Raw genomic sequence first — 14,040 nt, forward strand, 5'->3', positions numbered from 1 at the left:
TACAACATATTTGTTGTTTTTCTGATGATAAATTTTATTTCACATCCTTGAAAAATTCGTTCAGAATTTATTTAACTCACTGATATTGAAGCAATATAAATTAATTTCGTCCTCTTCCGATTAGGCATATTTATACTGTTTTTCATGTTTTGAATCAGGAAATTTCAGCTATCATCCGCTACATTGATTACCTCATAACTTAAGTAGGGCACCACCTTTGCAAGGTACGACTTATGCGTAAATCCTATTTGCTTCTTTTTGCAATACTGAATCTAATCGCCGCTCTTCCAATTAAAGCTGAAACGTGGGTACTCCCACCCTCCGATATTGATGTTTTTGGCCAGATACGAACTACACATGCAAGCAGCGCGGAAACACTACTCGATATCGCACGCCAATACGATATTGGTCAAATTGAGATTCTACTGGCCAATCCCAATGTAGATCGATGGTTACCCCAGGATGGCGCAGAAGTCATTCTGCCTAGCCGCTATATTATTCCTCATGGCGACCGCAAGGGATTACTACTCAACTTACCTGAAATGAGAATTTATTATTTCCCGGAACCTAAAAAAGGCGAAAAGCCGATGATTATCACACACCCAGTCGGTATAGGCAGAATGGACTGGATAACCCCTTTGGGAACAACCAAAATAGTAGACAAAAAGAAAGATCCCACCTGGATACCACCAAAATCTCTCCAAATGGACAGAATTGCCAATGGAGAACAACCCTATCCCAGTATTGTTCCGCCAGGCCCGACCAATCCCTTAGGCCGGCATGCCATGCGTCTAGGTATTAGCAGCGGCAGTTATCTGATACACGGCACGATCAAGCCATTTGGTGTCGGTATGCGCGTTTCCGCAGGATGTGTTCGCATGTATCCGGAAGACATAGAAGCACTCTTTGATAAAGTCCCGGTCGGTACAACAGTACAAATAGTAAATCAACCCATTAAACTTGGCTGGTTACTGGATTCGCTTTTCATTGAACTTCACCCGCCATTAGAAGAAGACGAGGAAAAATACACCAACTATAAACACATGGTAGTTACCGCCATCAATGACTTCCTCGCATTAAAAAGCAGCAAAAGAACCATACCCGCAGATTTTGAAATCGATCAAGAAGCTCTAAAACAAGCGATCATGGAAAAAAGTGGAATGCCCGTACTGATCTCTCGCACTACCGCACAAGCACAATTACACACGCAAAATAACCATTAGTATCAAACGGAATGTAAGCTGTGAAGCTACACACATAAAAAACCCCTCATTCGAGGGGTTTTTTATGAATGCAAATCCAAATTTTTATTTGGTATTACATTACTTATTACTTATGCATTGCTTTTTTGAACATGCGATCGATTTTGGATTCTGTATCCATTGAACGTCTGTTTGCTTCGTCCGCAATACGCAGCGCATCATTTGCTTTGGCGTTAGCTGCATCTGCTGCTGCTTTCGCTGCAGCTGCATCAGCTTTAACAGCCGCAATATCAGCATTCACTTTATTTTGCAGCTCTTCCAATTGACCTGTCGTTGCACATCCTGTCAACCCAATAAAAGCGCCTGCAATTGCTGCCAGTGTTAACATACGAACTGGATGCTGGATTTTTCCTTTCATTCCGATCTCCTCAGTTGTTTATTCTATTCAATACGCACAAACATCCACTATTTCTACTAGTTAATGACATTTTAGATATTTTAATATCATTAACGCACCGGAATCTTATCCGATTTTTCCCGCAAAATAAATGCATTTTATGACAAATTTACCACGCACCGGATCAATAAAACCACAAACAGAATCATAAGCAATTAATAAGAATAACTATTTCCCCATATTCCGCAATTCAATTAATTAACAACAAAGAACGAAGACCTGCATAAATGGGCATTCTAACGCTAACGAATATTCACCCACACACCAGGTCTGATCCACTTACCGAGCTGATCGATTTGCTCATTCGTCAGCGCAATGCAGCCATTCGTCCAATTATACTGATGGTGGATCTCTCGATCTCCCCTGCCAATCCCATGTATGCCGATATGGCCACCCAGCGGTGTATTCTGAGGTGGTGTCTTCCCCATACTTTTTGCCGCCAAGATTGATAACCAGGTATCTTCATCAATCCTATTTTCCTCCAGTGCGCGTTTTGCAGTATCAAGATTCGGATAATTAAGGCCAAAGAAACGATAATAACGGCTCTTTTCATTGACCCAGCCAATCTTGAATCTACCCAGCGGGGTTTTATCGTCTTTTGTCATTTTTGACCATGTAGTACCGAAACGTCCAATCGCTACATTTTTAAATACCGCCTGAACATTATTTCCCTGCATCACAGACAAAGTGTGCTCAGTGGTATCCACATCGATCCACACGTTATTATCCGCACGCGCAGAATTGTGCATAACGCACAAGCCAGCTAATCCAATCAACACAATTATCGAATATTGAATAAAAAAATTTCGCTTGATCACTTTTTGACTATCAATAATAAGGATGATTAATTATGTCATAATTTCACTCTCCGGAAATTCCCATTAAGCGCCCATGTGCCTTGCTATTCCTGCTTGTGTCGAACAATTGACTGCTGCAAATCATGCCATCGTAAACCTCAGCGGCGTGCGCAAAGAAATCTCACTGGCATTGGTTGAAGATATTGTTCCTGGAGATTACGTCATCGTACATGTTGGTTTTGCGCTACAAAAGCTCGATCCACTGGAAGCGGAGCGCACATTGGCAATGTTCGCCGAAATATCGGCGCTCGATAACAATCTCTCATGATGAAATATATCGACGAATTTCGCGCAGGCGCTCTGGCACGGCAAATCGCTGCAAAAATCGCATCGGAAGCCGGCCCCGGACGCGATTACCACTTCATGGAATTTTGCGGTGGTCATACCCACGCCATTTCGCGCTTCGGTATAGTCGATCTGCTGCCTGTCAATGTGCATATGATTCATGGCCCGGGTTGTCCGGTATGCGTTTTACCTATCGGCCGCGTGGAGAATGCGATTCAATTGGCACAAATGCCGGGATTGATACTCTGCAGTTACGGGGATATGCTGCGCATACCGGCCACCAACGGGATGAGTTTGTTGAAAGCGAAAGCGCAAGGTGCGGATATCCGTATGGTTTACAGCAGTGCGGATGCTATAAAAATCGCCCAGGAAAATCCGCAACGGCAGGTGGTTTTCTTTGCTATCGGCTTTGAAACCACGACACCGCCCACAGCTGTTGCAATCCAGCAAGCGCAGATACTGGGTTTGAATAATTTCACGGTATTCTGCAATCACGTCCTGACCCCTTCCGCCATCTCTCATATTTTGCAATCGCCGGAAGTCCGTCAGTTTGGACTGGTTCCCTTGGATGGCTTTATTGGACCGGCGCATGTTTCCGTCATCATTGGCAGCCAACCGTACGAATATTTCGCCGAGGAATTTCAGAAATCGGTCGTGATAGCCGGCTTTGAGCCACTCGATGTCATGCAGGCCATCCTCATGCTGATACGCCAGATCAATGCAGGCCGGGCTGAAGTTGAAAATGAATTTACCCGTGCGGTTTCTCCGGCAGGCAATCGCAAAGCGCAATCGCTTGTCGCCGAAGTGTTCGAATTACGCCGTACATTTGAGTGGCGCGGCTTGGGGTGGGTGCCTTACAGCGCGCTTAAAATCAAATCAAGCTATGCTGACTTTGACGCCGAACAGCGTTTCCGGATTTCAACAATATCCATTGCCGATAACAAGGCCTGCGAGTGCGGCGCTATTTTGCGCGGCGTTAAACGGCCGCAGGATTGCAAAATTTTTGGCACCGTTTGCACACCCGAAAACCCGGTCGGTTCCTGCATGGTTTCCTCTGAAGGCGCATGTGCCGCTCATTACAGCTATGGCCGTTTCCGTGAAAATAATCATGTTGCAGCGCAGAAAAATTAATGTCCGCCACTGGTAAAGTTAAACCGGGTTATACCCGTGCACTCGACCTGAAGCATGGCTGCATCGAAATGAGTCATGGCAGCGGCGGACGGGCGATGGCGCAATTAATCCAGCAATTGTTCATGACCGCATTTGACAATGAATTCTTGCGACAAATGAATGATCAGGCTTGCTTTCAGAGCATTAATGGCCGCATGGTGATGTCTACCGACAGCCATGTCGTGACTCCTCTATTTTTTCCCGGCGGGGATATCGGCAATTTGGCAGTGCATGGCACCATCAATGACATTGCCATGTCTGGCGCCAAGCCTTGCTATCTGGCTGCCAGTTTTATTCTGGAAGAAGGCTTTCCATTATCCGATCTGAAACGTATTGTGGATTCCATGGCTAAAGCGGCGCAAGCTGCACAAGTACCGATTGTCACCGGTGACACCAAAGTGGTGGAAAAAGGCAGCGGCGATGGCGTATTCATCACCACGACGGGCATTGGCATGGTGCCGGAAGGGATCCATATTTCCGGTGACAGTGCCCGGCCCGGCGATAAGATATTGGTATCCGGCACACTTGGCGATCATGGCATCGCCATCATGGCGTTGCGTGAAAACCTGTCTTTCCAAACCAGCATCGAATCGGACACCGCAGCCTTGCATGATCTGGTAGCGGCCATGATCGCCGTCACACCTGGCATCCATGTATTGCGCGACCCTACGCGCGGCGGCGTGGCCACTACCCTAAACGAAATTGCCCAGCAATCGTCGGTAGGCATGATGATCTATGAAGACCGGCTGCCGATCCAGGAGCAAGTCCAGGCCGCTTGTGAGTTCATCGGTCTGGACCCGTTGTACATTGCCAACGAAGGCAAGCTGATTGCGATCTGTGCTGCGGAAGATGCCGAAAAGCTATTGCATGTGATGCATGCCCACCCATTGGGCAGGCATGCCAGTATCATCGGCGAAGTCATCGAAGACGCACACTGCTTTGTGCAAATGCAAACCCGGTTTGGTGGCAAACGCGTCGTTGATTGGTTAAGCGGCGAGCAACTGCCACGGATCTGTTAATTTCCATCAATTGAAAATTCTGTTTCTCACACACAGCTTCAATTGTCTGTCGCAACGTCTGTTTGTCGAATTAACGCATTGCGGACATGATATATCCATCGAGTTTGATATCAACGACGCGACGAGCTGCGAAGCCGTCGCACTTTTCCAGCCGGACTTAATTATCGCGCCTTATCTCAAACGCGCTATCCCGGAAGCCATCTGGCGCAAACATACCTGCTTTATCGTGCATCCGGGAATCATCGGAGACCGCGGCCCTGCCGCGCTCGATTGGGCGATTATGCTGGATCGGCAAGAATGGGGGGTTACCGTATTGCAAGCCAATGCGGAAATGGATGCGGGCGATATCTGGGCTGCGGAAGTTTTTCCGATGCGGCTGGCCCGCAAAAGCAGCCTGTACCGCCACGAAGTTGTTGAAGCAGCAACACGCGCTGTGCTCACAGCGGTAGCGCGTTTTCAGTCCGGCGCTTATAAACCGGCTCCACTGGACTATTCGCGCGTTGATGTCTACGGCCGCTTGCATACACCCATCCGGCAAACTGACCGCCGTATTGATTGGCAGCGAGACAACACGCGCACCATTGTGAGAAAAATCCATGCTGCCGATGGATTCCCCGGTGTTTTGGATACGCTGCTGGGTGAATCCTATTATTTGTATGATGCATACAGTGAAGAGAATCTGACCGGCACACCCGGAGCGATCATCGCCAAGCGTCACAACGCCATCTGCCGGGCTACCGTGGATGGCGCGGTCTGGATCGGTCATTTGAAACACAAAAAAGACGCTGAATCCACTTTCAAACTGGCCGCCACGATTGCTTTAAAAGATTATCTTAACGCTGTGCCGGAAATATCTCTTGATCCTTTCACTGCAAAATCTGGCAACACTTACCGGGATATTTGGTTCGAACGAAAGAAAGATGTCGGCTATCTGTATTTTGATTTTTATAACGGCGCCATGGATACCGGACAGTGTGAGCGTTTGCGTAACACTTACTTGCAAGTCGCAGCAAGCGACGTTCGTGTGATCGTGTTGATGGGCGGACCCGATTTCTGGAGCAATGGCATACATCTCAATCATATCGAAAATGCCGACAGTCCCGCCGGCGAGTCCTGGCGCAACATTAATGCCATGAATGATTTGGTGCAGTCAATCATCACCACTGAGCGGCGGCTCACGATCGCGGCGCTGCAAGGCAATGTCGGTGCTGGTGGCGTGTTTCTATCACTGGCTGCCGATCACATTTTTGCACGCGCCAGTGTCATACTCAATCCGCATTATAAAAGCATGGGAAATCTTTACGGCTCGGAATATTGGACTTATTTGCTACCGCGCCGGGTCGATGCATCGTGTGTACACGCATTGACACAAAATCGTTTGCCGGTCAGCGCACAAAAAGCCCGGGATATCGGATTGATCGATGATTGCTTTGCTTTAAACCCGGAAGACTTTAAGAAGGAAGTAGTTCGTATTGCTGAAGCGCTTGCTGCAAATCCCGAGTTCGCTTCACTCTTGCAACAAAAAACACAGCAGCGGCAATTGGATGAACAGCTAAAACCGTTACAAAATTACCGCACTGAAGAACTCCAGCACATGGAACTTAATTTTTACGGCTTTGACCCCAGTTATCATGTGGCACGTTATCATTTCGTGCACAAAATCCCCTATGGCTGGACACCACGTTATCTCGCACGGCATCGCCGCCTCTCAGTGCAGTCCGGTTCAAAAATTCACATATGATTTCTTAACGTTGACTTGTCTTAGTATCCAGCTTATGAGAATCGACCAGATCGGGATCAAATTCCGGCGGTTTTTCCGCGGGTGGAATCACTCCGGGGCATTGTTTGATGACTGCCCATTGCTGTATCGCATCATATTCACTCTTTAACTGCGCATATTCAGCTTCCTGTTCTTTAGTCCCGCCGAGTGCAAATAACGCTGCCCAGGAAAGCGATAAATCGGCACCCAGTATCCATTTATCCTTGGCCGGTGTTTTATCATCCGGCTTACCCGTCAATTGACTGACTCTGGTTTGAATTCGCTCAATCTCTGCCAGTAATTCGTTGCAATTGTAAGTTTGAAATTGCGCTGGTGAGATATAAGGTGCTTGTTGATTCCCCGATGAAGCCACGCAGCCGGATAGTGTAATCGCAACAATAAAAAAAATAGCAGCAATTAATCTCTTCATAACAACCACTTCCCTCGCAAGTTATTACATTGAACCTGACTTGTACACATCCATTGCCATGAATTGTACACCGATATTTGCTCTCGTAAGCTCGCATTATGGATTTGAGTACAGCAACGAATGTGTTATCGATTTTATAGACAAGATGGACAAAACCAATAAATCCAAACAGATTTAAGAGCAATCTGCTTCTTTGATATATTGAGAGTAAGGAGTTTCACAAACCCTGATTATCGGAAGCGCTTGGCAATCATTGACCTGAGTTATTTGCGCTCATTGCTGGTAACGCATGTATGAATTACTTTAAATGCAGGAAACAAAAAAGCCACAGAGAAAATCTTATCTCCGTGGCTTCTAAAATTTGCTTCTAATTACACTGCGCTACGGCGGCGTGCTGAGAAACCGATCAAACCAAGACCAGCCAGTAACATTGCATAGGTTTCTGGTTCTGGAACGGCCATAATGTATTCATAACCGAAAGATGCTGATTGACCATTAGCAATGGCGCCCAGATCATAGGCCAGGTTAATTGAACTGTCTGCAAAACCATAATTACCAACTGCTTGAGCAGCTGCTAACATTGCAGCAGGATCAACTGGGCTGCAGCAGCTGAATGGATCGATATACGAAGCAATATTGAATGCCGATGCACTGGTTGTGTTAGCCAGGGTTAACGACCATCCATCCAAGCTGGTAGCTCTTACAGCAGATGCATTTCCTAGCCCCAGAATTTCGTTTGTTGTGCCAAATCCGAAGCCAGCTGGAACACCTTGGTCAGCATCGATACCAACGCCCCATTGCACACCGGTTGCATTAGCACCGGTGTTGTTGGTCAATTGAATTTGAACAGCTACGTGACCACTTGCTGGAACACTGACTGTCTCAACCAGACTCCAGCCGCCACCGCCACCGCCAAGATTGGTAACAACGGAAATGCTGCCACCTACACCAAAAGCAGTCGTTGCTAATGGATTGTTACCGGCCACTGAATCAGCAACAGCAACAGATCCGCCGTTGGCATTGAGTGACCAGTTGGATGCAAATGTGCCCAGATTAACAAATTCTCTGCCGTTGAAGCTTAAGCCGAGTGCGCCAGCAGGTGAGAAATAACCTGCATCATCAATCGTTGCGGAAGTAGTACCAAAACCGCTGATTACGGTTGGAGCAGCTTGTACTGCAGAAACAAACGAACCGCATAAAGCGATTGCTACAACTTGTGCCAGGCAATTTTTTCTCAATTCGAATTTCATAATTAACTCCTTAAATTTATCGGTGCAACATAAAATAGTTGTTAGAATCTTCGCTCTTCACAACCAACTTAAATCTCAAACCACCCATTAATCAATTAAACTTTGTATGTTTCAATGCAAAATTTATTTAACGATTACAGCGTGTTCCATTATAGGTTTGAATTTTTTTAAGTACATAGAACATCTTTCCCTTTTTATTAGTACATGTGTACTGCAATTGTCACGCCGTAATATTCACTATTTCGCACTGTTTTAAATTTGTGCAGAACTAAATTTTGTTTTAGTTAACGCCGTGATAATCTTCGTTATGCAAAGCAACAGCAATCCACTTCCGATGATTTATAACTATCACCGCCAATGACCACACTAGAAGAACAAACTACTACTGCATCAACCGGCAAATGTGACACGCAAGACGAACCGATCAAGATTGTCAAAACCGGCAACGGCAGCATTACATTACTGGGAACCGCGCATGTTTCAAAAGCCAGTGCGGATAAGGTTCAAGAGCTGATCGCCACCGGACAATACGATGCAGTGGCGGTTGAGTTATGCCCAAGCCGTCATAAAGCCATCGTGAATCCGGACGCGATGGCTAAAATGGATTTATTCCAAGTGATCAAAAACGGTCAAGCGAGCATGGTCGCGGCCAGCCTCGCATTAGGCGCATTCCAGCAGCGCATGGCGGAGCAATTCGGGATTGAGCCGGGAGCGGAGATGCGGGTTGCCATCAAGGATGCGCAAGCGGCACAATTACCGGTGTTGCTGATTGACCGCGAAATCGGCACGACCATGAAACGGATTTATCACAGCGTGCCATGGTGGAAACGCATCAACATATTTGCCGGTTTGATTGCCAGTGTTATCAGTCAGGAGAAATTCAGCGCGGCGGAAATCGAAAAACTGAAAGAAGGTGATGTATTGGAAAGTTCTTTTTCGCAATTCGCGGAAGATGAAAAAGATTTGTTCCGTCCGCTGATCAGTGAACGGGATGAATACATGGCCGCGCGGCTCATCAAAGAATGCCGGGAGAACAATTACCAGCACATTTTAGCCGTGGTCGGCGCCGGTCATTTGAATGGCATGGCCAGGCAATTCGAAGAGCATCTTATGGATAATCCGGACGAGCGCATTGCACAACTGGACAACATCCCGCCACCATCACCGTGGCTCAAGCTCATCCCCTGGTTGATTGTTGTATTCATCTTGGCGGGCTTCGTCATCGGCTTTATGCAAAGCCCGGATATCGGCATCAGCATGGTCATGGATTGGGTGCTGATAACCGGCGGATTGTCCGCAGTGGGGACAGCCATCGCTTTTGCACATCCGCTGTCCATTCTAAGCGCTTTCCTGGCGGCTCCCTTCACAACGCTGCATCCTGCCATCGGCGCCGGAATGGTCGTAGCGGCTGTTGAAGCCTATTTGCGCAAGCCCAAGGTCAGTGATTTTAACCGGCTCAGAACCGATACAACCAGCTTAAAAGGCTGGTGGAGTAATCAAGTCACACGAATTTTATTAATTTTCATTTTTTCGTCACTGGGTGCCGCGATCGGCACTTATGTGGCCGGATTCCGGATTTTCGAGCAACTGAGCAGCAGTTAAATCACGAGTATCGTAACCATGTTCGGCTTCTTCGAGCGCTTGATCGACCCGTACCCGCCGGAGCACCCCGCCGAACCGCCGCAGGGGCTGTATCAATTCTGCCGCCACTATATTCGCGGCATTGAGCGTTATCTGGTATTACTGGCGTTGCTGACCACACTTTTGGCCATCAGTGAAGCGATGCTCTACAGCCTGGTCGGGCAGATGGTCGATTGGCTGGCGGAAAAGAAAACCGGGTATTTTCTCGAAAGCGAATGGCCAACGCTGCTGAGCATGTCGATCTTCATTCTGGTATGGATTCCACTATTGGTGTTATCACACGCTTTAGTGATCAACCAGTTGTTAATGGGTAATTTCCCGATGCGCGTGCGCTGGCTATCGCATCGTTATCTGCTTAACCAAAGCTACGCATTTTTTCAGCATGAATTCAGCGGGCGGATTGCCGCCAAAGTCATGCAGACCGCCCTGTCGGTGCGCGAAACCGTGCTAAAACTGCTCGATGTCATTTTGTTCGTCATCATTTATCTCGCCACAACCCTACTGTTAGTGCTCAATGCCGATCCTTATCTGTGTTTGCCGATCGTGGCCTGGTTGATTTTATACATCGGCATACTGTTGTATTTTGTACCGCGCTTAAAACGCATCTCCACATTACAAGCCGATGCGCGCGCGTTGATGACCGGGCGCATCGCCGACAGCTACACCAATATTCTGACACTTAAACTGTTCTCTCAGAGCCAGCGGGAATCGGCCTACGCGCAGGCCGGGATGGAAGAATTCATGGCCACGGTCTATCCGCAAATGCGCTTGGCGACCGGTCTGAATTTCAGTGTTTGGACCATCAACATGCTGATGGTCTTCGCGACCGGCGCGCTGGGGCTCGCAATCTGGCTGCAAGGCGGCATCGGTCCTGGCGCGATCGCGATCGTCATGAGCTTGGCGATCCGGATGACGGGCATGTCGCATTGGATCATGTGGGAAGTGAATGCATTGTTTGAAAATATGGGCACCGTGCAAGACGGCATCAACACCATTTCCAAACCGCAGCGTGTCACGGATGCGCCGGATGCCAAAGAACTCACTGTCGCGCAAGGCGCGATCGATTTTAATCACGTCGTTTTTTCGTATCACCCGGAACAACCGGAATCGCTGCGTATTTTCTCCGGTCTCAGTTTGCATATCGCCGCTGGCGAGAAAGTCGGCATCGTCGGTCGCTCGGGCGCGGGCAAATCGACTTTCGTCAATCTGCTGCTGCGTTTTTACGATACCCAGCAAGGCGACATCACCATCGACGGGCAGGATATCCGCACCGTCACGCAGGATAGTTTGCGCGCCAACATCGCCATGGTAACGCAGGATACTTCGCTGCTGCATCGCTCGGTACGTGACAACATTCTATTCGGTAGACCGGATGCCAGCGACGCGCAAATGATCGCCGCCGCCAAACAAGCACAAGCGCATGAATTCATCCTGGGATTACGCGACATCAAAGGCCGCACCGGCTACGATGCGCACGTCGGCGAACGCGGCGTGACGCTCTCCGGCGGGCAACGGCAACGCATCGCCATCGCCCGCGTGCTGCTCAAAAACGCCCCCATTCTGGTGCTGGATGAAGCCACATCGGCGCTGGATTCCGAAGTCGAAGCCGGTATCCAGCAAAGCCTGTATCAACTGATGGAAGGTAAAACCGTCATCGCCATCGCGCATCGCTTGTCGACCATCGCGGCAATGGACCGGCTCATCGTTTTCGATAAGGGTCAGATTGTCGAACAAGGCAGTCACGCCAAACTCATCGCCAACAATCAGCTTTACGCGCAATTGTGGGATCATCAATCGGGCGGTTTTCTAGGATTGCTGGAAAACGAACGCACATGACACCGGCACAGTCACTTCCGTAGTGCCAAACTAACGCATAATTCCCCGTTTATTCCAAGCTGTCAGACAGAAATATCAGGATTACAATCCTGAATCCCATGGTTTTGCGCGCAAAAAATTTCTTATCAAAGCACCCTGTACGTTCATGATCGCGACTTCAAATCAACGAGTAACGCATTTAACTTGGATTCGGCTGCTGCTTTTTCTCTCATTCTCAGCTACGACTGCGGTCACGGCACAAAATATGCCGCTGAAACAAGATATTTCCGACGCTTCACTTGTCGAATTGATGAGTACGAAAATATCGACTGTTTCACGCAAACCGCAAACCTTGAGCGACACACCTGCGGCGGTTTTTGTCATTTCTCAGGAAGATATCCGCCGCGCCAGCGCCAATAGCATTCCCGAGCTGCTGCGCATGGCACCCGGCTTATCCGTGGCGCGCATCGATGCGAACAAATGGTCGGTGACCTCTCGCGGATACAGCGGCCGCTTTGCCGACGACTTGCTGGTGATGATCGATGGCCGTACGGTCTACTCTCCGTTGTTTGCCGGAACATTCTGGGAAACACTGGATCTTCCGCTGGAAGATATCGAACGTATCGAAGTCATCCGCGGACCGGGCGGCACCATTTGGGGCGCGAATGCCGCCAATGGCGCGATCCATATCATCACCAAGCATGCCAGAACCACGCAAGGCAATTTAATCACCTCGGGTGGCGGTAGCGAAGAGCGAGGATTCGCCACGCTGCGCCACGGCGGAAAAATCGGGGAAAGCTTTTTCTACCGCTTCTTCACCAAAGGATTCACTCGCGATAACAGCTTTAGTCCGAGTGGAGCCAACGACAGCTAGCGCATAAGAACGGCCGGTTTTCGCGCCGATTGGGATATCAACGACAGCAACGCCGTGACTTTTCAAGGCCAGTATTACGGCGGCAAAGCGGGGCAAAACACTGCTTTCATCAATCCTGCGGAACCCGAGTCTGCCATTACACGCGCGGAAGACGCCAATTTGGCCGGCGGACATGCGCTGGTGCGCTGGCAGCGCACTACGAGCGAGCGTTCGAATACCGCACTACAAGTGTATTATGATCGCACGCATCGCAACGAACTATCTTTCCGGGAAACCCGCCAGACCGTCGATGTAGATTTTCAACATCGCTTCCCGTTGGTAGTCCCTTTTATTCCAGTGCAACCGGATATCGTCTGGGGTGGCGGTTATCGCTGGACCGTCGATCACTTGGGGACTGGATTGCCGATCTCCTTCGACCCTATCAGGCGCGGCTTGCAAACCGGCAATGTCTTCGCTCAGGCAGACGTGCCGCTGGTAGAAGACCGGTTAAAACTGACGGCAGGGATTAAATTTCTCGATCACACTTACACACACGGAAATTTCTTACCCAATGCCCGTTTGCTGTGGACACCCGATGCTAAACAGTCTTTCTGGGCGTCCGCAACCCGCTCGATACGCTTGCCGTCCCGCTTTGAACGCGACGGCAATCAGTTGATCCGGGACGGCGCGGAATTTATTCGCTTAATCAGCAATCCGCATCTGCTGGCCGAGACCCTGTGGGGATTCGAAACCGGTTACCGGCGTCAGATCACATCCGATCTGTCGGTCGACATTGCGGGATTCTTCAACGACTATGATCATTCCTCCAGTGAATCGGAAGTTGCACCGGCAACGATTCAGATAATGGATCAGCGTCACACGCACATTTTCGGTTTTGAGGTTTACAGTCAATGGAATGCATTTGATCGGTTGCGTTTCATGCCCAGCTATAGCCACTTGCAAGTGAGGAACATGGTACCGCTGGGCCAGGAAGCCGAATCGGGCGGAGATCCCAAGCATCAATTCACCCTGCGCACGCAATTGGACTTGGTCAAGAACGTTGAACTGGATGCTTTTTTCCGTCACATCGATAAATTACCGGGTCTGAGGGTGGCCAGTTATCAGGCGCTGGATTTGCGATTGGCGTGGAAACCCAAATCGAACGTGGAATTTTCCGTGATTGGACAAAACTTACTGCAATCACACCATCAGGAATTCGCACCGGAGTTGATCCGGACGATGCCGGTCCAAATTCAACGCGGTGTTTTTGGCCGGTTTACTTTGCGTTTCTAACAATATCGC

13 protein-coding genes are annotated in these 14,040 nt (G+C 48.9%); 9 read left to right on the forward strand and 4 right to left on the reverse strand.

Translation table 11 applies throughout. From position 1 onward, the window contains the following. Positions 1 to 233: 233 nt before the first annotated feature. Positions 234 to 1,223, forward strand: coding sequence for a L,D-transpeptidase family protein (locus BLU57_RS03760; protein WP_090316403.1), 990 nt, complete (start codon positions 234 to 236; stop codon positions 1,221 to 1,223). A gap of 106 nt (positions 1,224 to 1,329) precedes the next feature. Here BLU57_RS03760 and BLU57_RS03765 read toward each other — a convergent pair whose 3' ends face one another. Beyond that, the gene (locus BLU57_RS03765; RefSeq protein WP_090316406.1) at positions 1,330 to 1,620 is read right to left on the reverse strand and encodes an Lpp/OprI family alanine-zipper lipoprotein; all 291 of its coding nucleotides are present in this window, start codon (positions 1,618 to 1,620) and stop codon (positions 1,330 to 1,332) included. A gap of 281 nt (positions 1,621 to 1,901) precedes the next feature. Further along, positions 1,902 to 2,477, reverse strand: coding sequence for a L,D-transpeptidase (locus tag BLU57_RS03770; protein ID WP_256206105.1), 576 nt, complete (start codon positions 2,475 to 2,477; stop codon positions 1,902 to 1,904). A gap of 73 nt (positions 2,478 to 2,550) precedes the next feature. Here BLU57_RS03770 and BLU57_RS03775 point away from each other — a divergent pair, with 73 nt between their 5' ends. From BLU57_RS03775 to BLU57_RS03790, 4 genes are read left to right on the forward strand one after another with little or no spacing between them, the layout of a single operon-like run. Continuing rightward, entirely contained in the window at positions 2,551 to 2,784 is a 234-nt protein-coding gene (locus tag BLU57_RS03775) for a HypC/HybG/HupF family hydrogenase formation chaperone (protein WP_090316413.1), read from the forward strand. Further along, on the forward strand, positions 2,784 to 3,932 hold the full coding sequence (gene hypD / locus BLU57_RS03780) for a hydrogenase formation protein HypD (RefSeq protein ID WP_090316661.1): 1,149 nt from the start codon (positions 2,784 to 2,786) through the stop codon (positions 3,930 to 3,932). The genes BLU57_RS03775 and hypD overlap by 1 nt, the downstream gene beginning before the upstream one ends. Continuing rightward, positions 3,932 to 4,990, forward strand: a complete 1,059-nt coding sequence (gene hypE / locus BLU57_RS03785) for a hydrogenase expression/formation protein HypE (RefSeq protein WP_090316416.1) — start codon at positions 3,932 to 3,934, stop codon at positions 4,988 to 4,990. The genes hypD and hypE overlap by 1 nt, the downstream gene beginning before the upstream one ends. Before the next feature lie 10 nt (positions 4,991 to 5,000). Continuing rightward, positions 5,001 to 6,731, forward strand: coding sequence for a hydrogenase maturation protein (locus BLU57_RS03790; protein WP_090316419.1), 1,731 nt, complete (start codon positions 5,001 to 5,003; stop codon positions 6,729 to 6,731). Positions 6,732 to 6,735: 4 nt separating this feature from the next. On the opposite strand, the gene BLU57_RS03795 is transcribed toward BLU57_RS03790, so the two are convergent. Both BLU57_RS03795 and BLU57_RS16405 read right to left on the reverse strand, forming a co-directional pair. Beyond that, a complete protein-coding gene (locus BLU57_RS03795; protein WP_090316426.1) occupies positions 6,736 to 7,179 on the reverse strand; it encodes a hypothetical protein in 444 nt (147 codons plus the stop codon). A 371-nt stretch (positions 7,180 to 7,550) separates the two neighbouring features. Continuing rightward, complete coding sequence (locus tag BLU57_RS16405) at positions 7,551 to 8,429, reverse strand: PEP-CTERM sorting domain-containing protein (protein WP_256206104.1); 879 nt, start codon at positions 8,427 to 8,429, stop codon at positions 7,551 to 7,553. Between the two features lie 357 nt (positions 8,430 to 8,786). Between BLU57_RS16405 and BLU57_RS03805 the strand changes: the two genes are divergently transcribed. From BLU57_RS03805 to BLU57_RS03820, 4 genes are all read left to right on the forward strand, one after another. Further along, on the forward strand, positions 8,787 to 10,031 hold the full coding sequence (locus BLU57_RS03805; protein WP_090316429.1) for a TraB/GumN family protein: 1,245 nt from the start codon (positions 8,787 to 8,789) through the stop codon (positions 10,029 to 10,031). A gap of 18 nt (positions 10,032 to 10,049) precedes the next feature. Continuing rightward, positions 10,050 to 11,906, forward strand: coding sequence for an ABC transporter ATP-binding protein (locus BLU57_RS03810; RefSeq protein ID WP_090316431.1), 1,857 nt, complete (start codon positions 10,050 to 10,052; stop codon positions 11,904 to 11,906). A 145-nt stretch (positions 11,907 to 12,051) separates the two neighbouring features. Next, complete coding sequence (locus BLU57_RS03815) at positions 12,052 to 12,759, forward strand: TonB-dependent receptor plug domain-containing protein (protein ID WP_090316435.1); 708 nt, start codon at positions 12,052 to 12,054, stop codon at positions 12,757 to 12,759. A gap of 3 nt (positions 12,760 to 12,762) precedes the next feature. After that, positions 12,763 to 14,031: a TonB-dependent receptor plug domain-containing protein gene (locus BLU57_RS03820; RefSeq protein WP_176776358.1), complete on the forward strand. Its 1,269-nt coding sequence runs from the start codon at positions 12,763 to 12,765 to the stop codon at positions 14,029 to 14,031. Positions 14,032 to 14,040 lie beyond the last annotated feature (9 nt).

Source organism: Nitrosomonas oligotropha, assembly GCF_900106555.1.
Lineage (GTDB): Bacteria > Pseudomonadota > Gammaproteobacteria > Burkholderiales > Nitrosomonadaceae > Nitrosomonas > Nitrosomonas oligotropha_A.

Coding starts and splice junctions, on each gene's coding strand:
- BLU57_RS03765 (WP_090316406.1), bottom strand. CDS start 1,620: ATGAAAGGAAAAATCCAGCATCCAGTTCGTATGTTAACACTGGCAGCA.
- BLU57_RS16405 (WP_256206104.1), bottom strand. CDS start 8,429: ATGAAATTCGAATTGAGAAAAAATTGCCTGGCACAAGTTGTAGCAATC.
- hypE (WP_090316416.1), top strand. CDS start 3,932: ATGTCCGCCACTGGTAAAGTTAAACCGGGTTATACCCGTGCACTCGAC.
- hypD (WP_090316661.1), top strand. CDS start 2,784: ATGAAATATATCGACGAATTTCGCGCAGGCGCTCTGGCACGGCAAATC.
- BLU57_RS03795 (WP_090316426.1), bottom strand. CDS start 7,179: ATGAAGAGATTAATTGCTGCTATTTTTTTTATTGTTGCGATTACACTA.
- BLU57_RS03805 (WP_090316429.1), top strand. CDS start 8,787: ATGACCACACTAGAAGAACAAACTACTACTGCATCAACCGGCAAATGT.
- BLU57_RS03810 (WP_090316431.1), top strand. CDS start 10,050: ATGTTCGGCTTCTTCGAGCGCTTGATCGACCCGTACCCGCCGGAGCAC.
- BLU57_RS03775 (WP_090316413.1), top strand. CDS start 2,551: ATGTGCCTTGCTATTCCTGCTTGTGTCGAACAATTGACTGCTGCAAAT.
- BLU57_RS03815 (WP_090316435.1), top strand. CDS start 12,052: ATGATCGCGACTTCAAATCAACGAGTAACGCATTTAACTTGGATTCGG.
- BLU57_RS03760 (WP_090316403.1), top strand. CDS start 234: ATGCGTAAATCCTATTTGCTTCTTTTTGCAATACTGAATCTAATCGCC.